This is a genomic window from Streptomyces sp. NPDC054813 (genome assembly GCF_053611365.1).
Map to the genome: position 1 here is coordinate 404,527 of NZ_JBSHAF010000002.1, position 22,396 is coordinate 426,922.

Genomic DNA, 22,396 nt, shown 5'->3' on the forward strand with positions numbered 1-22,396 from the left:
CTCTTCTCTGTGGTCGGTGGCCGCCGCGCGCCCCGCCCCCCCCTGGGGGGGGGGGGGGGGGGGGGGGGGGGGGCGCCGGGCCACGCCAGCCGGGACTTGCCGACCCCGCCGACCCCGGTCACCGTCACCAGCCGGCCGGACTCCAGGGCCCGGGCCAGCTCGCCGAGTTCGGCCGAGCGGCCCACGAACGCGGTCAGTTCCAGGGGCAGATTGCCGTCCGCCGAAGGGCCGGGGTGCTGAGGACCTCGCATGGAACACGGAGCGTACTTAACCGTATTCAGTCCGTACAATCGGTTCCCGGAACTCAGCCGCTCGCGCGCGGTAATCCGGTACGGAGCCCGACGCCCCGCGCGATAGGCTCAGTGCTCAATTGATTTCGCGGAAGAGCGGGAAGCAGGTGCGCGCAGTGTCCGGTGGAGAGGTGGCCGGGATCCTGGTGGCCGTCTTCTGGGCGATCCTGGTCTCCTTCCTCGCGGTGGCTCTCGTGAGGCTGGCCCAGACGCTCAAGGCGACCACCAAACTCGTGGCGGATGTGACCGACCAGGCGGTCCCGCTGCTCGCCGACGCCTCCGCGGCCGTACGCTCCGCGCAGACCCAGATCGACCGGGTCGACGCGATCGCCTCCGACGTCCAGGAGGTCACCTCCAACGCCTCCGCGCTGTCGACCACCGTCGCCTCCACCTTCGGCGGCCCGCTGGTCAAGGTCGCGGCGTTCGGCTACGGCGTGCGCCGGGCACTGACCGGCCGCAAGGCGGACGTGCCCGCCCGGGAGCCCAGGCGTACCGTGATCGTGGGCCGGACCGTGCCCGCCGCACGGCGGAAGAACCGGGGAAAGTAGGAGCCAGGCAGATGTTCCGCCGTACGTTCTGGTTCACCACCGGTGTTGCCGCCGGTGTCTGGGCCACCACCAAGGTCAACCGCAAGCTCAGGCAGCTGACCCCCGAGAGCCTCGCCGCCACCGCCGCGAACAAGGCGCTGGAGACCGGCCACCGGATCAAGGACCGGGCGATCGGCTTCGCGCTCGACGTCCGCGAGAACATGGCTCAGCGGGAGGAAGAGCTGGGGGACGCGCTGGGTATCAACGCGGACCCCGAACTCCCCGCGCCCCGGCGGCTCGCCGCCATCGAGAACAACCGCAGCAACCCGAAGTACATCGATAACACGACGTACTCGTACGACCGGAATGAGGACCACTGATGGAGTCGGCAGAGATCCGCCGCCGCTGGCTGAGCTTCTACGAGGAGCGCGGTCACACCGTCGTCCCTTCGGCGTCGCTCATCGCGGACGACCCGACTCTGCTCCTCGTCCCGGCCGGCATGGTGCCCTTCAAGCCCTACTTCCTCGGTGAGGTCAAGCCGCCCTGGGCGCGCGCCACCAGCGTGCAGAAGTGCGTGCGCACCCCCGACATCGAAGAGGTCGGCAAGACCACTCGGCACGGCACCTTCTTCCAGATGTGCGGCAACTTCTCCTTCGGCGACTACTTCAAGGAAGGCGCCATCAAGTATGCCTGGGAGCTGCTCACCACGCCCCAGGACAAGGGTGGTTACGGCCTGGAGCCGGAGAAGCTCTGGATCACCGTCTACAAGGACGACGACGAGGCCGAGCGCATCTGGCACGAGGTCGTCGGCGTGCCGAAGGAGCGCATCCAGCGCCTCGGCATGAAGGACAACTACTGGTCCATGGGCGTCCCCGGACCCTGCGGCCCCTGCTCCGAGATCAACTACGACCGCGGCCCCGAGTTCGGCGTCGAGGGCGGCCCGGCCGTCAACGACGAGCGGTACGTGGAGATCTGGAACCTCGTCTTCATGCAGTACGAGCGCGGCGAGGGCATCGGCAAGGACAACTTCGAGATCCTCGGCGAACTGCCCAGCAAGAACATCGACACGGGCCTCGGCCTGGAGCGTCTCGCCATGATTCTGCAGGGCGTGCAGAACATGTACGAGATCGACACCTCGATGGCGGTCATCGAGAAGGCCACCGAGCTGACCGGTGTGGCCTACGGCGACGCCCACGGCTCGGACGTCTCGCTGCGCGTGGTCACCGACCACATGCGGACGTCGGTCATGCTCATCGGCGACGGCGTCACCCCCGGCAACGAGGGCCGCGGCTATGTGCTGCGCCGCATCATGCGCCGCGCCATCCGCAACATGCGCCTCCTCGGCGCCACCGGCCCGGTCGTCCTCGACCTGATCGACACCGTGATCCGGATGATGGGGCAGCAGTACCCGGAGCTGGTCACCGACCGCGAGCGCATCGAGAAGGTCGCCGTCGCCGAGGAGAACGCCTTCCTCAAGACGCTGAAGGCCGGCACCAACATCCTCGACACCGCCGTCACCGAGACCAAGGAGGCCGGCGGCACGGTCCTCGCCGGCGACAAGGCCTTCCTGCTCCACGACACCTGGGGCTTCCCGATCGACCTCACCCTCGAAATGGCCGCCGAGCAGGGCCTCGCGGTGGACGAGGACGGCTTCCGCCGCCTGATGAAGGAGCAGCGGGACCGCGCCAAGGCCGATGCCCAGGCCAAGAAGACCGGGCACGCCGGTGCCGGCGCCTACCGCGAGATCGCCGACAAGACCGGCGAGACCGACTTCATCGGCTACTCCGACACCGAGGGCGAGACCACGATCGTCGGCATCCTGGTCGACGGCGTCTCCTCGCCGGCCGCCAGCGAGGGCGACGAGGTCGAGATCGTCCTGGACCGCACCCCGTTCTACGCCGAGGGCGGCGGTCAGATCGGCGACACCGGCCGGATCAAGGTCGACTCCGGTGCCGTCGTCGAGATCCGCGACACCCAGAAGCCGGTCCCGGGCGTCTACGTCCACAAGGGTGTCGTCCAGTTCGGCGAGGTGACGGTCGGCGCCAAGGCCCACGCCGCGATCGACCAGCGCCGCCGCACCGCCATCGCCCGTGCCCACTCGGCCACCCACCTCACCCACCAGGCGCTGCGCGACGCCCTCGGCCCGACGGCGGCCCAGGCCGGTTCGGAGAACCAGCCCGGCCGCTTCCGCTTCGACTTCGGCTCGCCGTCCGCCGTCCCGACGGCCGTGATGACCGACGTCGAGCAGAAGATCAACGAGGTGCTCGCCCGCGACCTGGACGTGCGCGCCGACATCATGGGCATCGACGAGGCCAAGAAGCAGGGCGCCATCGCCGAGTTCGGCGAGAAGTACGGCGAGCGGGTCCGCGTGGTGACCATCGGCGACTTCTCCAAGGAGCTGTGCGGCGGCACCCACGTCCACAACACCGCCCAGCTGGGCCTGGTGAAGCTGCTCGGCGAGTCGTCGATCGGCTCGGGTGTCCGCCGTATCGAGGCCCTCGTCGGCGTCGACGCCTACAACTTCCTGGCCCGTGAGCACACGGTCGTCGCCCAGCTCCAGGAGCTGATCAAGGGCCGTCCGGAGGAGCTTCCGGAGAAGGTCTCCACCATGCTCGGCAAGCTGAAGGACGCCGAGAAGGAGATCGAGAAGTTCCGCGCCGAGAAGGTGCTGCAGGCCGCCAGCGGCCTGGTCGACTCCGCGAAGGACGTCCGCGGGATCGCCGTGGTGACCGGGCAGGTCCCGGACGGCACCACCCCGGACGACCTGCGCAAGCTCGTCCTCGACGTGCGCGGCCGCATCCAGGGCGGGCGCGCCGCCGTGGTCGCCCTGTTCACGGTCAACAACGGCAAGCCGCTCACGGTCATCGCCACCAACGACGCCGCCCGCGATCGCGGCCTCAAGGCCGGTGACCTGGTCCGCACCGCCGCCAAGACGCTCGGTGGCGGTGGCGGTGGCAAGCCGGACGTCGCCCAGGGCGGCGGCCAGAACCCGGCCGCCGTGGGCGAGGCCATCGACGCCGTAGAGCGTCTCGTGGCCGAGACCGCCAAGTAAGAAACGGTAAGAAGATGCGCAGAGGGCGTCGGCTCGCCGTCGACGTCGGGGACGCCCGGATCGGGGTCGCCTCGTGCGACCCCGACGGGATCCTGGCCACCCCCGTCGAGACCGTCCCCGGCCGGGACGTCCCGGCCGCCCACCGCCGACTGCGGCAACTGGTCGAGGAGTACGAACCGATCGAGGTCGTCGTCGGACTCCCGCGCTCCCTCAAGGGAGGCGAGGGCCCGGCCGCCGTCAAGGTCCGGGCCTTCGCCCAGGAGCTGGCCAAGGGCATCGGGCCGGTGCCGGTCCGGCTGGTCGACGAGCGGATGACGACCGTGACGGCCAGTCAGGGACTGCGGGCCTCGGGGGTGAAGTCCAAGAAGGGCCGCTCGGTCATCGACCAGGCCGCCGCTGTGATCATCCTCCAGCAGGCGCTGGAATCCGAACGGGTGTCAGGTAAACCACCCGGCGAGGGCGTCGAAGTAGTCATCTGATCGCGATACGGTAACGTTCCGCGCGATGCGATGGTTTTCGAACAGCCACCGCACAGCAAGAGGCGGAACGGTCAGCCGGCCCACCAGCCGCGTGATGCGCCGCCTCGCGGCTCTAGGGGATCGATGACTGAGTATGGCCGGGGCCCAGGCTCCGAACCGTGGCATCCGGAGGACCCGTTGTACGGGGACGACGGATGGGGAGGACAGCAGGCCCACGTGGGTCAGCAGTCCCCCTACGGCGGCCAGCCGCAGCACTACCCGCAGCAGTCGCAGCAGCAGTACGGCGACTGGAGCCAGCACCCACAGGGCGGGTACGACCAGCACCACGCCCAGCAGCAGTACGCGTACTACGACGAGCAGGGGCAGCTTCAGTACGCCGACGGACAGGGCCAGCAGCAGTACGACCAGCAGCAGTACGACCAGCAGCAGTACGACCAGCAGTACGCCGGCCATGCCCGGCAGCAGTACCACCAGGGCGGTTGGGACGCGACCGGCACCCACGGCCAGGTGCCCTACGCCGCCGACCCGGGCGACCCCTACGGCCAGCAGCCGGTGGCGTACGGCGGGGAGCAGCCCGACTTCTACGGCACCGAGGACGCGTACCCGCCGCCGGAGCCGCCCGGCCGCAGGCGCCCGGAGCCGGAACCGCAGCCGGAGCCCGCCGTCGAGGAGGAGGAAGAGCAGCACCCCTTCTTCACGGGCGCCGACGACGACGAGGACGACGATGACGACCCGAAAGGGCGCCGCGGTGGTGGCCGCGGCAAGGAGGCGAAGGGCGGCAAGGGGGCCAAGAAGCGCCGCAACGGCTGCGCCTGTCTGGTGGTCTGCCTGGTGTTCGGCGGCGGTGCGGCCACGGTCGGCTATTACGGCTGGCACTTCTACCAAAATCGTTTCGGCGCGGCGCCGGATTACGCGGGCAGCGGCAACGGTTCGGTGACCGTCGAGATCCCGAAGGGCGCGGGCGGCTATGACATCGGCCGGCGTCTGAAGGAGGCCGACGTCGTCAAGAGTGTCGACGCGTTCGTGGCCGCCCAGTCGCAGAACCCGGATGGAAAAACGATTCAGGCAGGCGCCTATCTCCTGAAGAAGGAGATGTCCGCCGCGAGTGCCGTGCAGCTGATGCTCGACCCGAAGAGCAAGGCCAATGTGGTGGTCACCCCGGGCGAGCGCGCGGGGGCTGTCTACGTGGCCCTCGACAAACAGCTCGGCCTTTCCTCGGGCACCACCAGGAAGGTGGCGAAGACCGAATACAAGAGCCTCGGTCTGCCGAGCTACGCGAACACCAACAGCAAGATCATGGACCCGCTGGAGGGCTTCCTCTTCCCGGGCACCTATCCTGCGGCGAAGGGCATGAAGCCCGACACGATCCTGAAGCAGATGGTCGCCGCGGCCAAGGAGGAGTACGCCCCCTACGACCTCGCGGCACAGGCCAAGAAGTACGACCTGGACAATCCGCTGCAGCTCATCACGGTCGCGAGCCTCGTCCAGGCCGAAGGAAAGACACACGACGACTTCCGCAAGATGGCGGAAGTGATCTACAACCGTCTCCAGCCCACGAACACCGAGACGAACCAGTTGCTCCAATTCGACTCGACCTTCAACTACCTGAAGGGCACGAGCAACATCCATATCAGCGAGTCGGAGATCAACAGCAACCGGGACCCGTACAACACCTACACCCAGAAGGGCCTTCCGCCCGGCCCGATCGGCAACCCCGGCGACGAAGCGCTGAAGGCGGCAATGAATCCGACCGACGAGGGCTGGATGTATTTCGTGGCGACCGACGGCGTGAACAACACCGAATTCGCCAAGACCAACGCCGAATTCGAGAAGCTCAAGGAAAAGTTCAATGCCAACTCGGGCCACTGACGCCCGTCGGGCCGCCGTGCTCGGTAAGCCCATCGCCCACTCGCTCTCCCCGGTGCTGCACCGGGCCGCGTACGACGAACTCGGGCTCACCGACTGGTCGTACGAGCGCTTCGAGGTCGACGAGACCCGGCTGCCCGGCTTCCTCGGGCAGCTGGGGCCGGAGTGGGCGGGGCTGTCGCTGACCATGCCGCTGAAGCGGGCGGTCATCCCGCTGGTCGACGAGATCAGCGAGACGGCCGCCTCGGTCGACGCGGTCAACACGGTCGTCTTCACGGAGGACGGCCGACGGCTTGGGGACAACACCGACATCCCGGGCATGATCGCCGCGCTGCGGGAGCACGGCATCGAACAGATCGACTCCGCCGCGATCCTCGGCGCCGGCGCCACCGCCTCCTCGGCGCTGGCCGCGCTCGCCCGGATCTGCACCGGCGAGGTCGTCGCCTACGTCCGCAGCGAGGAGCGCGCCGCCGAGATGCGGCACTGGGGCGAGCGGCTCGACGTCGAGGTCCGCACCGCCGACTGGGCCGACGCCGAACAGGCCCTGCACGCCCCCCTGGTCATCGCCACCACCCCGGCGGGCACCACCGACGCCCTCGCCGCCGCCGTACCCGAACGCCCCACCACCCTCTTCGACGTCCTCTACCACCCCTGGCCCACGGCGCTGGCCGCGCGCTGGTCCATGTTCGGGGGAGCCGTGGTGAGCGGCCTGGACCTCCTGGTGCACCAGGCCGTGCTCCAGGTCGAACAGATGACCGGACGCGCCCCGGCGCCGCTGGACGCCATGCGCCGGGCCGGGGAGAAGGCGCTCGCCGAGCGCTGACCCCTTCCACCTCCGCGTCCACCTCCGCGTCCGTCTGCTGGACCGGCGGCCGGGTTCACCGCCCGGACGTGGGAGGATCGGAGGCGGCGGACCGGGGCCGCGCACCCGGTCGGGCCGTCGCCGTACGCGAGGACGCGCGTACGCAGGGCAGTACCAGGGCGCGAGCACTGAGGAGCATCGTTGAGCAGGCTGCGTTGGCTGACCGCGGGGGAGTCCCACGGTCCCGCACTTGTCGCGACGCTGGAGGGCCTTCCCGCCGGCGTGCCGATCACGACCGAGATGGTCGCGGACCACCTGGCGCGGCGGCGGCTCGGTTATGGACGCGGTGCGCGCATGAAGTTCGAGCAGGACCAGGTCACCTTCCTGGGCGGTGTCCGGCACGGTCTCACGATCGGCTCGCCGGTCGCGATCATGGTGGGCAACACCGAGTGGCCCAAGTGGGAGCAGGTCATGGCGGCCGACCCGGTCGACCCCGAGATCCTGGCCGGACTCGCTCGCAACGCCCCGCTGACCCGCCCGCGTCCCGGTCACGCCGACCTCGCCGGTATGCAGAAGTACGGCTTCGACGAGGCCCGGCCGGTCCTGGAGCGTGCCTCCGCGCGGGAGACCGCGGCCCGGGTGGCGCTCGGCGCGGTCGCCCGGTCGTACCTGAAGGAGACGGCCGGCATCGAGATCGTCTCGCACGTGGTCGAGCTGTGCTCCGTGAAGGCCCCTAAGGGCGTGTACCCCACCCCGGCCGACGTCGAGAAGCTGGACGCCGACCCGCTGCGCTGCCTGGACGCGGACGCGTCGAAGGCGATGGTCGCGGAGGTCGACCAGGCCCACAAGGACGGCGACACCCTCGGCGGTGTGGTCGAGGTGCTGGCCTACGGGGTGCCGGTCGGCCTCGGCTCGCACGTGCACTGGGACCGCAAGCTGGACGCCCGCCTGGCCGGTGCGCTGATGGGCATCCAGGCGATCAAGGGCGTCGAGATCGGCGACGGCTTCGAGCTGGCACGGGTGCCCGGCTCGCAGGCCCATGACGAGATCGTCGGCACCGACGAGGGCATCCGGCGCGTCTCCGGCCACGCCGGCGGCACCGAGGGCGGCCTGTCCACGGGTGAGCTGCTGCGGGTGCGGGCCGCGATGAAGCCGATCGCGACCGTGCCGCGCGCCCTGCGGACCGTGGACGTGTCCACCGGTGAGGCCACCCAGGCCCACCACCAGCGCTCCGACGTCTCCGCCGTGCCGGCTGCCGGCATCGTCGCCGAGGCGATGGTCGCGCTCGTCCTCGCGGACGCGGTCGCGGAGAAGTTCGGCGGTGACTCGGTGCCCGAGACCCGCCGTAACGTGCAGTCGTACCTCGAGAACCTGGCGATCCGGTGACCGGCGCACCGGTGGTGGTGCTGGTCGGACCGATGGGCGTGGGCAAGTCCACGGTCGGGGGACTGCTCGCCGAGCGGCTCGGGGTCGGTTACCGGGACACCGACGAGGACATCGTCGCCGCCGAGGGCCGCGCCATCGCCGAGATTTTCGTCGACGAGGGGGAGCCCGCCTTCCGTGCCATCGAGAAGCGGGCGGTCCAGGTGGCCCTGGCCGAGCACGAGGGCGTCCTCGCACTCGGCGGCGGCGCGATCCTCGACGCGGACACGCGGGCGCTGCTGGCCGGCCGACGGGTGGTCTACCTCTCGATGGACGTCGAGGAGGCTGTGAAGCGCACCGGCCTGAACGCGGCCCGGCCGCTGCTGGCCATCAATCCGCGCAGGCAGTGGCGGGAACTGATGGAGGCGCGTCGGCACCTGTACGAGGAGGTCGCCTCGGCCGTCGTCGCGACCGACGGGCGTACGCCCGAAGAGGTCACCCAAGCAGCGCTGGACGCACTGGAGTTGAAGGAAGCATGAGCGAGGCAGTCACCCGGATCCAGGTCGGCGGCACGGCGGGCACCGAGCCGTACGAGGTCCTGGTGGGCCGTCAACTGCTCGGTGAGCTGGGCGGGTTGATCGGTGAGAGGGTCAAGCGGGTCGCGGTGATCCACCCCGAGGCGCTCGCCGAGACCGGTGACGCGCTCCGCGCCGACCTGGCCGGGCAGGGCTACGAGGCCGTCGCCATCCAGGTGCCCAACGCGGAGGAGGCCAAGACCGCCGAGGTCGCCGCCTACTGCTGGAAGGCGCTCGGCCAGTCCGGCTTCACCCGCTCCGACGTCGTCGTCGGCGTGGGCGGCGGGGCGACGACGGACCTGGCCGGTTTCGTGGCCGCCACCTGGCTGCGCGGGGTCCGCTGGATCGCCGTCCCGACCACCGTCCTCGCCATGGTCGACGCGGCGGTCGGCGGCAAGACCGGCATCAACACCGCCGAGGGCAAGAACCTGGTCGGCGCCTTCCACCCGCCGGCGGGTGTGCTGTGCGACCTGGCCGCGCTGGACTCCCTCCCGGTCAACGACTACGTGTCCGGGCTCGCCGAGGTCATCAAGGCCGGTTTCATCGCCGACCCGGCGATCCTGGAGCTCATCGAGTCCGACCCCGAGGCCGCGCGCACGCCGGCCGGCCCGCACACGGCCGAGCTGATCGAGCGCTCCATCCGGGTCAAGGCGGAGGTCGTCTCCTCCGACCTCAGGGAGTCGGGCCTGCGGGAGATCCTCAACTACGGCCACACGCTCGGCCATGCCATCGAGAAGAACGAGCGCTACAAGTGGCGGCACGGTGCCGCGGTCGCCGTCGGCATGCACTTCGCCGCCGAACTCGGCCGGCTGGCCGGGCGCCTGGACGACGCGACAGCCGACCGCCACCGCGCGATCCTCGAATCGGTGGGCCTGCCGCTGCACTACCGCTACGACCAGTGGCCCAAGCTGGTCGAGACGATGAAGGTCGACAAGAAGTCCCGCGGCGACCTGCTGCGCTTCATCGTCCTCGACGGCCTCGCCAAGCCCACCGTCCTGGAGGGCCCGGACCCGGCGGTACTGCTCGCCGCCTACGGCGAGGTCGGGCAGTAAGTCCGCAGCTGTTCCTTCCGCCCGATTCGCCTGGTGGCTCGGGCACTTCGTACCGCCCCCGGCCGTTTCACCAAACGACGACCGGGGGCGGTACCGTTCGGTAACGAGCGCAGCCGCACATGACGAGACGGAGTGGCACCGGATGCAGCACGCAGTGGGATCTCCGCTGCCGCCGCCCCATCAGCCGGGGCAGGGACCGACCGGCTGGCCGCCGGCCGCACACCATCCGGGAGCGCCGCAGGGCCCCGCGCCCGTGCCGCCGCCACCGGCCGCGCCCCCGCAGCCGTCGGTTCCGCCGCCACCACCCCTGCCCTCGGCCCCGCCGCCCCCCGACGCCACGGGCCATGTCCCGCTGCCGTCGGGCGCCCCGGTGGGTATCCCCACCGCACCCCCGGCCGCGACCACCGCGCCCGACCCGACCACCACCACCCTGGCGGTCCTGCTCATCGGCCCGGCGGGCGCGGGCAAGACCAGTGTGGCCAAGTACTGGGCCGACCACCGCAGGGTCCCCACGGCTCACATCAGCCTCGACGACGTCCGAGAATGGGTCCGCTCCGGCTTCGCCGACCCCCAGTCCGGCTGGAACGACAACTCCGAGGCCCAGTACCGCCTGGCCCGCCGCACCTGCGGCTTCGCCGCGCGCAACTTCCTGGCCAACGGCATCTCGTGCATCCTCGACGACGCGGTCTTCCCGGACCGGCCGGTCGTCGGCCTCGGCGGCTGGAAGCGCCATGTCGGCCCCGGCCTCCTCCCGGTCGTCCTCCTCCCCGGCCTCGACATCGTCCTGGAGCGCAACGCCGAACGCATGGGCAACCGCCGCCTCACCGACGAGGAGGTGGCCCGTATCCACGGCCGCATGGCGGGCTGGTACGGCTCGGGCCTCCCGATCATCGACAACTCCCAGCTGGACGTACCGAGCACGGCTCGCGTGCTGGACGAGGTCCTGGCACGGGCGATAGCGAGCCCACCGAGCTGGTAGAAGGCGGCCCGGGCGCCGTATCGATCTGCGGCTCCGCCGGGTGGGCGCGAACGCCCCACCGGTCCGCAGCCGAAGGACGACCGGTCACTTGAGGGGCGCGGGGAACTGCGCAGAAAAGTCCCACGGACCCGCACCCCACACCGGCGCCCCGCCACCCCACTCGGCTCCCCTCAACCGGCACAAACCGCCCGCGACTCCTACGCTCGACTCATGTCAGACGTGTACGTGACCCGCCGAACCAGGCTGAGGGAACGATGCAACGCGGCCGGCTGCCAGTCCGCCCTCGTCTCGCGCCCGGCCAACGTGAGATACCTTGCCGGCGCCGCCCCCGCCGGCTCCGTCCTGCTGCTCGGCCGACGCGAGGACCTCCTCGTCAGCCCCGGCCCGCAGGACGACCGCCCCACCGAGGCCCGCCCCGACGACGCCCTTCGGCAGCACCTCCTCGAAGGACCCGGCGGTGACCCCGCCGTGGCCGCCGCCGACCTTGCCGCCGCCCAGGACGCCGACGCCCTCGCCGTCGAGGAGCACCACCTCACGGTGACCCGGCACCGAGCCCTCTCCTCGGTCGCCCCGCGCATCCGCCTCACCGACCTCGGCAGCGCCGTCGAGCAGCTCCGGGTCGTGAAGGACGAGGAGGAGATCTCGTACCTCCGGATCGGCGCCGAGATCGCCGACCAGGCCCTCGGCGAGCTGCTGGAGTCGATCCTCGTCGGCCGCACCGAACGGCACCTCGCGCTGGAGCTGGAGCGCCGCCTGGTCGACCACGGCGCCGACGGCCCGGCCTTCCCCACCTCCGTGGCGACCGGACCCAACTCGGGCCGCCGCGGTCACCGCCCCACCGACCGGCGGGTCGAGGAGGGTGACTTCCTCTCCGTCTGCCTCGGTGCCACCTACCGCGGCTACCGCTGCGAGATCGGCCGGACCTTCGTCATCGGCACCTCGCCCGCCGACTGGCAGATCGAGCTCTACGACCTCGTCTTCGCCGCTCAGCGGGCCGGCCGGGAGGGGCTCGTACCGGGAGCCGCCTACCGTGACGTGGACCGCGCCGCACGCCAGGTGCTGGACTCCGCGGGCTACGCCGAGGGGCTGCAGCCCCTCACGGGACACGGTGTCGGACTCGAAATCGACGAGGACCCGCAGCTCGCCCCGTCGTCCATGGGTAAACTGGACGCTTGCGTGCCGGTCACCGTCGAACCGGGGGTCCACCTCCCGGGCCGGGGCGGTGTCCGGATCGATGACACGCTCGTCGTACGCCCTGAGGCGGACGGCGGACCCGAGCTACTCACCATCACGACCAAGGAGCTGCTCGCGCTGTAGCGCGTGACCCGGGGTCGTACGTCAGTCCAGGAGATTCCGCAACCGTGGCTTCCACGAACGACCTCAAGAACGGCCTGGTGCTCAAGCTCGAAGGCGGCCAGCTCTGGTCCGTCGTCGAGTTCCAGCACGTCAAGCCCGGCAAGGGCCCGGCCTTCGTGCGCACCAAGCTGAAGAACGTGCTGTCCGGCAAGGTGGTCGACAAGACCTTCAACGCCGGCGTCAAGGTCGAGACGGCCAACGTCGACAAGCGCGACATGCAGTTCTCGTACATGGACGGCGACTACTTCGTCTTCATGGACATGGACACGTACGACCAGCTGCACATCGACCGCAAGACCGTCGGTGACGTCGCGAACTTCCTGATCGAGGGCTTCGAGGCCATGGTCGCGCAGAACGAGGGCCAGGTGCTCTACGTCGAGCTGCCGGCCGCCGTCGAGCTGACCATCGCCGAGACCGAGCCGGGCGTCCAGGGCGACCGCTCCACCGGCGGCACCAAGCCCGCCAAGCTGGAGACCGGCTACGAGATCCAGGTCCCGCTCTTCATCACCTCCGGTGAGAAGATCAAGGTCGACACCCGCACGGGCGACTACCTCGGCCGGGTGAACAGCTAACCGTGGCTGCCCGCAACACGGCCCGCAAGCGCGCCTTCCAGATCCTCTTCGAGGGCGACCAGCGCGGGGCCGACGTCCTGACCGTTCTCGCGGACTGGATCAGGCTCTCCCGGGACGACACCCGGCAGCCGCCGGTGAGCGAATACACGATGCAGCTGGTCGAGGGCTACGCCGAGCACGAGCGGCGGATCGACGAGCTGATCGCCCAGTACGCGGTCGGCTGGACGCTCGACCGGATGCCGGTCGTCGACCGCAACATCCTGCGCCTTGGGGCGTACGAGCTGATCTGGGTCGACGAGACGCCGGACGCGGTCGTTCTCGACGAGATGGTGCAGCTGGCGAAGGAGTTCTCGACGGACGAGTCGCCGTCGTTCGTGAACGGACTGCTGGGGCGGCTGAAGGAGCTGAAGCCGTCGCTGCGCCGGGAGGCGTGAGCCACACAAACGCCGGAGGGCCCGCAGCGTGCCTCGCTGCGGGCCCTCCGGCGTTTGTGTGCCCAATGGGGTGGGTGGTGCGTTCGCAGGGCGGCTGCGGGCCGTGTGGGGCCGTTCGCGCCCACGCGGCGGAGCCGCATATCGACACGGCCTCGCGCCCCTGGTGGGGCGTGCAGCCGCCGCCCGCCACGCGAAGTGCGATGACAAAAAGCCGCCGGGGCGGCCGGAACCATCGAGTTCCGGGCGCCCCGGCGGCACGTTTCTGCTCAGGCGTTGTGGGGGTCAGGCGTCCTCGTGGGTGGCGACCGCGCGGCGCGCGTCCGCGTCCAGGACGCCCCAGCTGATCAGCTGCTCGGTGAGGACCGAGGGGGACTGGTCGTAGATGACGGCCAGTGTGCGCAGGTCGTCCTGGCGGATCGACAGCACCTTGCCGTTGTAGTCACCGCGCTGGGACTGGATCGTCGCCGCGTAGCGCTGCAGCGGGCCCGCCTTCTCGGCCGGCACGGTGGCCAGCCGCTCCAGGTCCAGGACCAGCTTCGGCGGGGGCTCGGCGGCGCCGCCAGGCGTGGTGCCCGGCAGCAGCTCCTGCACCGGGACCCCGTAGAAATCCGCCAACTCGGCAAGGCGCTGCACGGTCACGGCACGGTCGCCGCGCTCGTACGAACCGACCACCACGGCCTTCCAGCGACCCTGGGACTTCTCCTCGACACCGTGGAGGGAAAGGCCCTGCTGGGTGCGGATGGCCCGGAGCTTGGCCCCGAGCTGTTTGGCGTATTCGCTGGACATATAGCTCCCCGGACACTGTGTCGACGCGGCCGGCCTTTGGTTCCCGCCGCGCGGCTGGTAACTCACTGTGAGGTTACGCAGCGTTACTCTCTCGCGTCAAGCCGAATGGTCCGCACCGACTCTTCCGTGGTGGCGATGGCCGATTACGCCAAGGGGGTGATCGGAGACCTCTCTGGCACCTGATAGCGTGGATGGCGCAAATCCGACGTCCTTTAAGGTCCGTCCCGTGAGGCGGAGAAGGGGGTCCGTTTCGTATGGACAAGCAGGTAAAGCCCGACCTTCCGGCATCCGATGCCCGGCCCGTGCTCGAAGGGTCCGACATCGCGCGGGTACTGACCCGTATCGCCCACGAGATCGTCGAGCGCGCCAAGGGCGCCGACGACGTGGTGCTCCTCGGCATTCCGACCCGGGGTGTCTTCCTCGCCCGGCGGCTCGCCGCCAAGCTGGAGGAGATCACCGACCGCAAGATGCCCGTCGGTTCGCTCGACATCACGATGTACCGCGACGATCTGCGCATGCACCCGCCGCGTGCGCTGGCCCGCACCGAGATCCCCGGTGACGGCATCGACGGCAGACTCGTCGTCCTCGTCGACGACGTGCTGTTCTCCGGCCGCACCATCCGCGCCGCCCTCGACGCCCTGAACGACATCGGGCGCCCGCGCACGGTCCAGCTCGCGGTCCTCGTCGACCGCGGCCACCGCGAACTGCCCATCCGTGCCGACTACGTCGGCAAGAACCTCCCCACGTCGCTGCGGGAGACGGTCAAGGTCCTGCTCACCGAGGAGGACGGTCGCGACACCGTGCTGCTCGGTGTGAAGCCGACCCCGTAGCAAGCCCAGGGGCCCGCACCGCACCGGTGCGCCCACGCTTGCCCGTAACCTCCCGATATGTGAACTGCCTTACGGAGCCTGACAGATGCAGCGTCATCTCATCTCGGCCGCCGACCTCACCCGCGACGACGCCGTCCTGATCCTCGACACCGCCGAGGAGATGGCCCGGGTCGCCGACCGGCCGATCAAGAAGCTGCCGACCCTGCGCGGCCGCACCGTGGTCAACCTCTTCTTCGAGGACTCGACCCGGACCCGGATCTCCTTCGAGGCCGCCGAGAAGCGGCTGTCGGCGGACGTCATCAACTTCTCCGCCAAGGGGTCCAGCGTCTCCAAGGGCGAGTCCCTGAAGGACACCGCCCAGACCCTGGAGGCGATGGGCGTCGACGCCGTCGTCATCCGGCACGGCGCCTCCGGAGCCCCCTACCGCCTCGCCACCTCCGGCTGGATCGACGCCGCCGTGATCAACGCCGGCGACGGCACCCACCAGCACCCCACCCAGGCCCTCCTGGACGCCTTCACCATGCGCCGCCGGCTCGTCGGCCGGGACGCCGGGATAGGGCAGGACCTGGCCGGCAAGCGCATCACGATCGTCGGCGACGTCCTGCACAGCCGGGTCGCCCGCTCCAACGTCGACCTGCTGCACACCCTCGGCGCCGAGGTCACCCTGGTCGCCCCGCCCACCCTGGTGCCGGTCGGCGTCGGGAACTGGCCCTGCGAGGTGTCGTACGACCTCGACGCCGTCCTCCCCAAGTCCGACGCGGTGATGATGCTGCGCGTCCAGCGCGAGCGCATGAACGCCGCGTTCTTCCCGACCGAGCGCGAGTACTCACGGCGGTACGGCCTCGACGGCGACCGCATGGCGCGGATGCCCGAGCACGCCATCGTGATGCACCCCGGCCCGATGGTCCGCGGTATGGAGATCACCGCCGAGGTCGCCGACTCCGACCGCTGCACCGTGGTCGAGCAGGTCGCAAACGGAGTCTCCATCCGGATGGCCGTTCTCTACCTCCTGCTCGGCGGCAACGAACCCGCCGTCAGCCACGCCCGCACCATCGAGGAGAAGTAAGACCCATGAGCAAGATCCTGATCCGTGGTGCGAAGGTGCTCGGCGGTGAGCCGCAGGACGTCCTGATCGACGGTGAGCTCATCGCGGCGGTGGGCAGCGGGCTGTCCGCCGAGGGCGCCGAGGTCGTGGAGGCCGCCGGCAAGGTGCTGCTGCCGGGCCTGGTCGACCTGCACACCCATCTGCGCGAGCCCGGCCGCGAGGACTCCGAGACCGTGCTGACCGGTACCCGCGCGGCTGCCTCCGGCGGCTACACGGCCGTGTTCGCCATGGCCAACACCTTCCCGGTCGCCGACACCGCCGGTGTGGTCGAGCAGGTCTACCGGCTCGGCCAGGAGCACGGCTACTGCGACGTCCAGCCCATCGGCGCCGTCACCGTCGGCCTGGAGGGCAGGAAGCTCGCCGAACTGGGGGCCATGCACGAGTCGGCCGCCGGGGTCACCGTCTTCTCCGACGACGGCAAGTGCGTCGACGACGCCGTGATCATGCGCCGCGCGCTGGAGTACGTGAAGGCCTTCGGCGGGGTCGTCGCCCAGCACGCGCAGGAACCGCGGCTGACCGAGGGCGCCCAGATGAACGAGGGCGTCGTCTCCGCCGAGCTGGGGCTCGGCGGCTGGCCGGCGGTGGCCGAAGAATCGATCATCGCCCGGGATGTCCTGCTCGCCGAGCACGTCGGCTCGCGCGTCCACATCTGCCACCTCTCGACCGCCGGATCCGTCGAGATCGTGCGCTGGGCCAAGGCCCGGGGCATCGACGTCACCGCCGAGGTCACCCCGCACCACCTGCTCCTCACCGACGAGCTGGTGCGGTCGTACAACCCGGTCTACAAGGTCAACCCGCCGCTGCGCACCGAGCGCGATGTCCTGGCCCTGCGTGAGGCGCTTGCCGACGGCACCATCGACATCGTCGCAACCGACCACGCCCCGCACCCGCACGAGGACAAGGACTGCGAGTGGGCCGCCGCCGCCATGGGGATGGTGGGGCTGGAGACCGCGTTGTCGGTGGTGCAGGAGACCATGGTGGACACGGGCCTGCTGACCTGGGCCGGCGTCGCCGACCGGATGTCCGTCAAGCCCGCGCGGATCGGACGGGCCACCGGCCACGGCCGTCCCGTCTCGGCTGGTGAGCCCGCCAACCTCGCCCTCGTCGACACGGAATACCGTGGCCCGGTGGACCCCGCGGGCTTTGCCTCGCGCAGCCGCAACACCCCGTACGAGGGGCGTGAGCTGCCGGGCCGTGTCACCCACACGTGGCTGCGGGGCAAGGCGACGCTCGTGGACGGGAAGCTGACGTGACACCTCTGATCCTGCTGGCCGACGAGAAGAAGTCGGCCGCGGTCACCGACTGGTCCGCGCGCATCGGCTGGCTCGTCGGGCTCGCCCTCTTCGTGGCGCTCGTCTACTGGCTGATGCGCGAGGGCTGGAAATGGCGCGGCACCCTCCAGGGTGACCTGCCCGAGCTGCCCAGCGCGCCGGACGACCTCGGCGCGGCCAGACTGACGATGAGCGGCCGCTACCACGGCTCCACCACCGCCGGGCAGTGGCTGGACCGCATCGTGGCCCACGGCCTCGGCTCCCGCAGCCGGGTCGAGCTCACCCTGACCGATGCGGGCCTGGACGTCGTACGCCCCGGGGCGACCGACTTCTTCATCCCCGCCGACGCGCTCCGCGAGGCCCTGCTCGGCAAGGGCATCGCGGGCAAGGTCCTCACCGAGGGCGGACTCCTCGTGGTGACCTGGGCGCACGGCGACAAGCTGATCGACTCCGGTTTCCGCTCCGACCACGCGGCCGAGCACACCGAGTGGGTCGACGCCATCAACTCCATGATCAAGACACCCAGCACGGAAGGCGCCGAACGATGACGACCTCCACAAGGGGAGCCGGCAAGGCTCCCGCCGTACTCGTCCTGGAGGACGGCCGGATCTTCCGCGGCCGCGCCTACGGGGCCGTGGGGGAGACCTTCGGCGAGGCCGTGTTCTCCACCGGTATGACCGGCTACCAGGAGACCCTCACCGACCCGTCCTACGACCGCCAGATCGTGGTCGCCACCGCCCCGCAGATCGGCAACACGGGGTGGAACGACGAGGACGACGAGTCCAGCCGCATCTGGGTCTCGGGCTACGTCGTGCGCGACCCCTCGCGCGTGCCCTCCAACTGGCGGGCCCGGCGCTCCCTGGACGACGAGCTGGTCGCGCAGGGCGTGGTCGGCATCTCCGGGATCGACACCCGCGCCCTCACCCGCCACCTCCGTGAGCGCGGCTCGATGCGCTCCGGCATCTTCTCGGGCGAGGCGATCGCCGCCGAGTCCGAGCTCCTCGCGCGCGTGCAGGCCCAGCCGCACATGAAGGGCACGAGCCTCTACGAGGAGGTCGCGACCAAGGAGGCGTACGTCGTCCCCGCGGTCGGCGAGAAACGGTTCACCGTCGCCGCCATCGACCTCGGCATCAAGGGCATGACCCCGCAGCGGATGGCCGAGCGCGGCATCGAGGTGCATGTGCTGCCCGCGACCGCGACCGTGGAGGACGTGTACGCAGTCGGCCCCGACGGCGTGTTCTTCTCCAACGGCCCCGGTGACCCGGCCACGGCCGACGGCCCGGTGGCCCTGATGGCCTCCGTCCTGGAGCGGAAGACCCCGCTGTTCGGTATCTGCTTCGGCAACCAGATCCTCGGCCGCGCGCTCGGCTTCGGCACCTACAAGCTGAAGTACGGCCACCGGGGCATCAACCAGCCGGTCCAGGACCGTACGACCGGCAAGGTCGAGGTCACCGCGCACAACCACGGGTTCGCCGTGGACGCGCCGCTCGACGAGGTCAGCGAGACGAGGTTCGGTCGCGTCGAGGTCTCACACGTCTGCCTGAACGACAACGTCGTGGAGGGGCTGCAGCTGCTCGACCAGCCCGCCTTCTCCGTCCAGTACCACCCCGAAGCGGCAGCCGGCCCGCACGACGCCGCCTACCTGTTCGACCGCTTCACGTCTTTGATGGACACAGTCCTGATGGAGGGCCAGCGTGCCTAAGCGCACCGATATCCAGTCCGTCCTGGTCATCGGCTCCGGCCCGATCGTCATCGGCCAGGCCGCCGAGTTCGACTACTCCGGCACCCAGGCCTGCCGCGTCCTGCGGGCCGAGGGCCTGCGGGTCATCCTGGTCAACTCCAACCCGGCGACGATCATGACCGACCCGGAGATCGCCGACGCGACCTACGTCGAGCCGATCACCCCCGAGTTCGTCGAGAAGATCATCGCCAAGGAGCGCCCCGACGCCCTGCTGCCCACCCTGGGCGGCCAGACCGCGCTCAACACCGCGATCTCGCTGGCCGAGAACGGCGTCCTTGCCAAGTACGGCGTCGAGCTGATCGGCGCCAACGTCGAAGCCATCAACAAGGGCGAGGACCGCGACCTCTTCAAGGGCGTCGTGGAGGCCGTGCGCGCCAAGATCGGGCACGGTGAGTCCGCCCGGTCGGTGATCTGCCACTCCATGGACGAGGTGCTCGCGGGAGTGGACGAGCTGGGCGGCTACCCCGTCGTCGTCCGCCCCTCCTTCACCATGGGCGGCGCCGGCTCCGGCTTCGCCCACGACGAGGAGGAGCTGCGCCGGATCGCCGGCCAGGGCCTGACCCTCTCGCCCACCACCGAGGTGCTCCTGGAGGAGTCGATCCTCGGCTGGAAGGAGTACGAGCTGGAGCTGATGCGCGACAAGCACGACAACGTCGTGGTCGTCTGCTCCATCGAGAACTTCGACCCCATGGGCGTGCACACCGGTGACTCGATCACCGTCGCCCCGTCGATGACGCTGACCGACCGCGAGTACCAGATCCTGCGGGACATCGGCATCGCCGTGATCCGCGAGGTCGGTGTCGACACGGGCGGCTGCAACATCCAGTTCGCGGTGAACCCCGAGGACGGCCGGGTCATCGTCATCGAGATGAACCCGCGCGTGTCCCGGTCCTCGGCGCTCGCCTCCAAGGCCACCGGCTTCCCGATCGCGAAGATCGCGGCCAAGCTGGCTGTCGGCTACACGCTCGACGAGATTCCGAACGACATCACGCAGGAGACCCCGGCCTCCTTCGAGCCCACGCTCGACTATGTGGTCGTCAAGGCCCCCCGCTTCGCGTTCGAGAAGTTCCCGCAGGCCGACTCCACGCTGACCACGACCATGAAGTCGGTCGGCGAGGCGATGGCCATCGGCCGCAACTTCCCCGAGGCCTTCCAGAAGGCGCTGCGCTCGCTGGAGAAGAAGGGCAGCCAGTTCACCTTCGTCGGCGAGCCCGGTGACAAGGAAGCGCTGCTGCACGAGGCGGTGCGGCCCACCGACGGCCGGATCAACACCGTCATGCAGGCCATCCGCGCGGGCGCCACGCCCGAGGAGGTCTTCGCGTACACGAAGATCGACCCGTGGTTCGTGGACCAGCTGTTCCTGATCAAGGAGATCGCGGACGAGCTGGCGGCCGCCGCCGAACTCACCCCCGACCTGCTCGCCGAGGCCAAGCGGCACGGCTTCTCCGACCAGCAGATCGGCGAGATCCGCGGGCTGCGCGAGGACGTCGTCCGCGAGGTCCGGCACGCGCTCGGCGTCCGCCCGGTCTACAAGACGGTCGACACCTGCGCGGCCGAGTTCGCCGCGAAGACGCCGTACTTCTACTCCTCCTACGACGAGGAGACCGAGGTCGCCCGGCGCGAGAAGCCGGCCGTCATCATCCTGGGCTCCGGTCCCAACCGCATCGGCCAGGGCATCGAGTTCGACTACTCCTGCGTACACGCGTCCTTCGCGCTGTCGGACGCCGGGTACGAGACCGTGATGGTCAACTGCAATCCGGAGACCGTCTCCACCGACTACGACACCTCCGACCGGCTGTACTTCGAGCCGCTCACCCTGGAGGACGTGCTGGAGATCGTCCACGCCGAGCGGCAGGCCGGTCCGGTCGCCGGTGTGGTGGTGCAGCTGGGCGGGCAGACCCCGCTGGGTCTGTCGCAGGCGCTGAAGGACAACGGGGTGCCGATCGTCGGCACGTCCCCCGAGGCCATCCACGCGGCCGAGGACCGGGGCGCCTTCGGCCGGGTCCTCGCGGAGGCGGGTCTGCCGGCCCCCAAGCACGGCACCGCCACCAAGTTCGCCGAGGCAAAGGCCATCGCCGACGAGATCGGCTACCCGGTGCTTGTCCGGCCGTCGTACGTCCTCGGCGGGCGGGGCATGGAGATCGTCTACGACGAGACCCGCCTCGCCGCCTACATCGCCGAGTCGACCGAGATCAGCCCCTCCCGGCCGGTGCTCGTAGACCGGTTCCTGGACGACGCCATCGAGATCGACGTCGACGCGCTGTACGACGGCCAGGAGCTGTACCTCGGCGGCGTCATGGAGCACATCGAGGAGGCCGGTATCCACTCCGGCGACTCGGCGTGCGCCCTGCCGCCGATCACGCTGGGCGGCTTCGACATCAAGCGCCTGCGGGCCTCGACGGAGGCCATCGCGAAGGGCGTCGGCGTGCGCGGTCTGATCAACATCCAGTTCGCGATGGCCGGGGACATCCTCTACGTCCTCGAAGCCAACCCGCGCGCGTCCCGTACGGTCCCCTTCACCTCGAAGGCGACCGCGGTACCGCTGGCGAAGGCCGCCGCCCGGATCTCGCTGGGCGCGACCGTCGCCGAGCTGCGCGCCGAGGGCCTGCTGCCAGCCCGCGGCGACGGCGGTGAGCTGCCGTTCGACGCGCCGATCTCCGTCAAGGAGGCGGTCATGCCGTGGTCGCGGTTCCGCGACATCCAGGGCCGCGGCGTCGACACCGTGCTCGGCCCGGAGATGCGCTCCACCGGCGAGGTCATGGGCATCGACTCGGTCTTCGGCACGGCGTACGCCAAATCCCAGGCGGGGGCCTACGGGCCGCTGCCGACCAAGGGCCGCGCGTTCATCTCGGTCGCCAACCGCGACAAGCGCTCGATGATCTTCCCGGCGCGTGAGCTGGTCGCCCACGGCTTCGAACTGCTCGCCACGTCCGGCACGGCCGAGGTGCTCAAGCGCAACGGCATCAACGCGACCGTTGTTCGCAAGCAGTCGGACGGCGTTGGCCCTCAGGGCGAGAAGACGATCGTTCAGCTGATTCACGACGGCGAGGTCGACCTCATCGTCAACACCCCGTACGGCACGGGGGGTCGCCTGGACGGGTACGAGATCCGGACGGCCGCGGTGGCCCGGTCGGTGCCGTGTCTGACGACCGTGCAGGCGCTGGCGGCGGCTGTGCAGGGGATCGATGCGCTGAACCACGGGGACGTGGGGGTGCGGTCGCTCCAGGAGCATGCGGAGAGGTTGACGGCCGCGAGGGTCTGAGAGGCCGTAGTGAAGCTGCGGGCCGGTGGGGGCCGGTCGCGCCCACGCGGCGGAG

21 protein-coding genes are annotated in these 22,396 nt (G+C 70.3%); 19 read left to right on the forward strand and 2 right to left on the reverse strand.

All coding sequences use genetic code 11. The features are described 5' to 3' along the window. Positions 1 to 251 (reverse strand): hypothetical protein (locus tag ACWGJB_RS05255; RefSeq protein ID WP_453379034.1); only part of this gene is annotated, 251 nt, incomplete at its 3' end. Positions 252 to 397: 146 nt separating this feature from the next. Here ACWGJB_RS05255 and ACWGJB_RS05260 point away from each other — a divergent pair. From ACWGJB_RS05260 to nusB, 13 genes are all read left to right on the forward strand, one after another. Next, the gene (locus ACWGJB_RS05260; protein ID WP_453378893.1) at positions 398 to 838 is read left to right on the forward strand and encodes a DUF948 domain-containing protein; all 441 of its coding nucleotides are present in this window, start codon (positions 398 to 400) and stop codon (positions 836 to 838) included. A gap of 11 nt (positions 839 to 849) precedes the next feature. Beyond that, positions 850 to 1,197: a hypothetical protein gene (locus tag ACWGJB_RS05265; RefSeq protein WP_453378894.1), complete on the forward strand. Its 348-nt coding sequence runs from the start codon at positions 850 to 852 to the stop codon at positions 1,195 to 1,197. Then, positions 1,197 to 3,869, forward strand: a complete 2,673-nt coding sequence (gene alaS / locus ACWGJB_RS05270; protein ID WP_453378895.1) for an alanine--tRNA ligase — start codon at positions 1,197 to 1,199, stop codon at positions 3,867 to 3,869. The genes ACWGJB_RS05265 and alaS overlap by 1 nt, the downstream gene beginning before the upstream one ends. Positions 3,870 to 3,883: 14 nt before the next feature. Further along, positions 3,884 to 4,348, forward strand: a complete 465-nt coding sequence (gene ruvX / locus ACWGJB_RS05275; RefSeq protein ID WP_453378896.1) for a Holliday junction resolvase RuvX — start codon at positions 3,884 to 3,886, stop codon at positions 4,346 to 4,348. Between the two features lie 123 nt (positions 4,349 to 4,471). Continuing rightward, a complete protein-coding gene (gene mltG / locus ACWGJB_RS05280) occupies positions 4,472 to 6,217 on the forward strand; it encodes an endolytic transglycosylase MltG (RefSeq protein WP_453378897.1) in 1,746 nt (581 codons plus the stop codon). Continuing rightward, positions 6,198 to 7,037 (forward strand): shikimate dehydrogenase, encoded by an 840-nt coding sequence (locus ACWGJB_RS05285; RefSeq protein WP_453378898.1) that lies wholly within the window; start codon positions 6,198 to 6,200, stop codon positions 7,035 to 7,037. The genes mltG and ACWGJB_RS05285 overlap by 20 nt, the downstream gene beginning before the upstream one ends. 180 nt (positions 7,038 to 7,217) lie before the next feature. Continuing rightward, positions 7,218 to 8,402 (forward strand): chorismate synthase, encoded by a 1,185-nt coding sequence (aroC, locus tag ACWGJB_RS05290; protein WP_453378899.1) that lies wholly within the window; start codon positions 7,218 to 7,220, stop codon positions 8,400 to 8,402. A 32-nt stretch (positions 8,403 to 8,434) separates the two neighbouring features. Beyond that, positions 8,435 to 8,917 carry a shikimate kinase gene (locus tag ACWGJB_RS05295; protein ID WP_453379035.1) on the forward strand — a complete coding sequence of 161 codons (483 nt, stop codon included), beginning with the start codon at positions 8,435 to 8,437 and terminating at the stop codon, positions 8,915 to 8,917. Continuing rightward, the gene (gene aroB, locus ACWGJB_RS05300) at positions 8,914 to 10,005 is read left to right on the forward strand and encodes a 3-dehydroquinate synthase (RefSeq protein WP_453378900.1); all 1,092 of its coding nucleotides are present in this window, start codon (positions 8,914 to 8,916) and stop codon (positions 10,003 to 10,005) included. Before ACWGJB_RS05295 ends, aroB begins: the two co-directional genes overlap by 4 nt. Before the next feature lie 142 nt (positions 10,006 to 10,147). Next, a complete protein-coding gene (locus tag ACWGJB_RS05305; RefSeq protein WP_453378901.1) occupies positions 10,148 to 10,984 on the forward strand; it encodes a Pro-rich N-terminal domain-containing protein in 837 nt (278 codons plus the stop codon). 210 nt (positions 10,985 to 11,194) lie between these two features. After that, positions 11,195 to 12,301 carry a M24 family metallopeptidase gene (locus tag ACWGJB_RS05310; RefSeq protein WP_453378902.1) on the forward strand — a complete coding sequence of 369 codons (1,107 nt, stop codon included), beginning with the start codon at positions 11,195 to 11,197 and terminating at the stop codon, positions 12,299 to 12,301. Positions 12,302 to 12,345: 44 nt separating this feature from the next. Beyond that, a complete protein-coding gene (gene efp / locus ACWGJB_RS05315) occupies positions 12,346 to 12,912 on the forward strand; it encodes an elongation factor P (RefSeq protein WP_360497746.1) in 567 nt (188 codons plus the stop codon). 2 nt (positions 12,913 to 12,914) lie between these two features. Beyond that, positions 12,915 to 13,346, forward strand: a complete 432-nt coding sequence (gene nusB / locus ACWGJB_RS05320) for a transcription antitermination factor NusB (RefSeq protein ID WP_360497743.1) — start codon at positions 12,915 to 12,917, stop codon at positions 13,344 to 13,346. 282 nt (positions 13,347 to 13,628) lie between these two features. Here nusB and bldD read toward each other — a convergent pair whose 3' ends face one another. Beyond that, entirely contained in the window at positions 13,629 to 14,132 is a 504-nt protein-coding gene (bldD, locus tag ACWGJB_RS05325; RefSeq protein ID WP_020938842.1) for a transcriptional regulator BldD, read from the reverse strand. A 254-nt stretch (positions 14,133 to 14,386) separates the two neighbouring features. On the opposite strand from bldD, the gene pyrR reads away from it, so the two are divergent. The 6 genes from pyrR (at position 14,387) to carB (ending at position 22,341) form a co-directional block, all read left to right on the forward strand. Beyond that, positions 14,387 to 14,962 (forward strand): bifunctional pyr operon transcriptional regulator/uracil phosphoribosyltransferase PyrR, encoded by a 576-nt coding sequence (gene pyrR, locus ACWGJB_RS05330; protein ID WP_453378903.1) that lies wholly within the window; start codon positions 14,387 to 14,389, stop codon positions 14,960 to 14,962. An 85-nt stretch (positions 14,963 to 15,047) separates the two neighbouring features. After that, on the forward strand, positions 15,048 to 16,028 hold the full coding sequence (locus tag ACWGJB_RS05335; RefSeq protein WP_453378904.1) for an aspartate carbamoyltransferase catalytic subunit: 981 nt from the start codon (positions 15,048 to 15,050) through the stop codon (positions 16,026 to 16,028). 5 nt (positions 16,029 to 16,033) lie between these two features. Continuing rightward, positions 16,034 to 17,320: a dihydroorotase gene (locus tag ACWGJB_RS05340; RefSeq protein WP_453378905.1), complete on the forward strand. Its 1,287-nt coding sequence runs from the start codon at positions 16,034 to 16,036 to the stop codon at positions 17,318 to 17,320. Beyond that, complete coding sequence (locus tag ACWGJB_RS05345) at positions 17,317 to 17,886, forward strand: PH-like domain-containing protein (RefSeq protein ID WP_453378906.1); 570 nt, start codon at positions 17,317 to 17,319, stop codon at positions 17,884 to 17,886. Before ACWGJB_RS05340 ends, ACWGJB_RS05345 begins: the two co-directional genes overlap by 4 nt. Beyond that, complete coding sequence (carA, locus tag ACWGJB_RS05350; protein ID WP_453378907.1) at positions 17,883 to 19,040, forward strand: glutamine-hydrolyzing carbamoyl-phosphate synthase small subunit; 1,158 nt, start codon at positions 17,883 to 17,885, stop codon at positions 19,038 to 19,040. Before ACWGJB_RS05345 ends, carA begins: the two co-directional genes overlap by 4 nt. After that, complete coding sequence (carB, locus tag ACWGJB_RS05355) at positions 19,033 to 22,341, forward strand: carbamoyl-phosphate synthase large subunit (RefSeq protein WP_453378908.1); 3,309 nt, start codon at positions 19,033 to 19,035, stop codon at positions 22,339 to 22,341. Before carA ends, carB begins: the two co-directional genes overlap by 8 nt. Positions 22,342 to 22,396 lie beyond the last annotated feature (55 nt).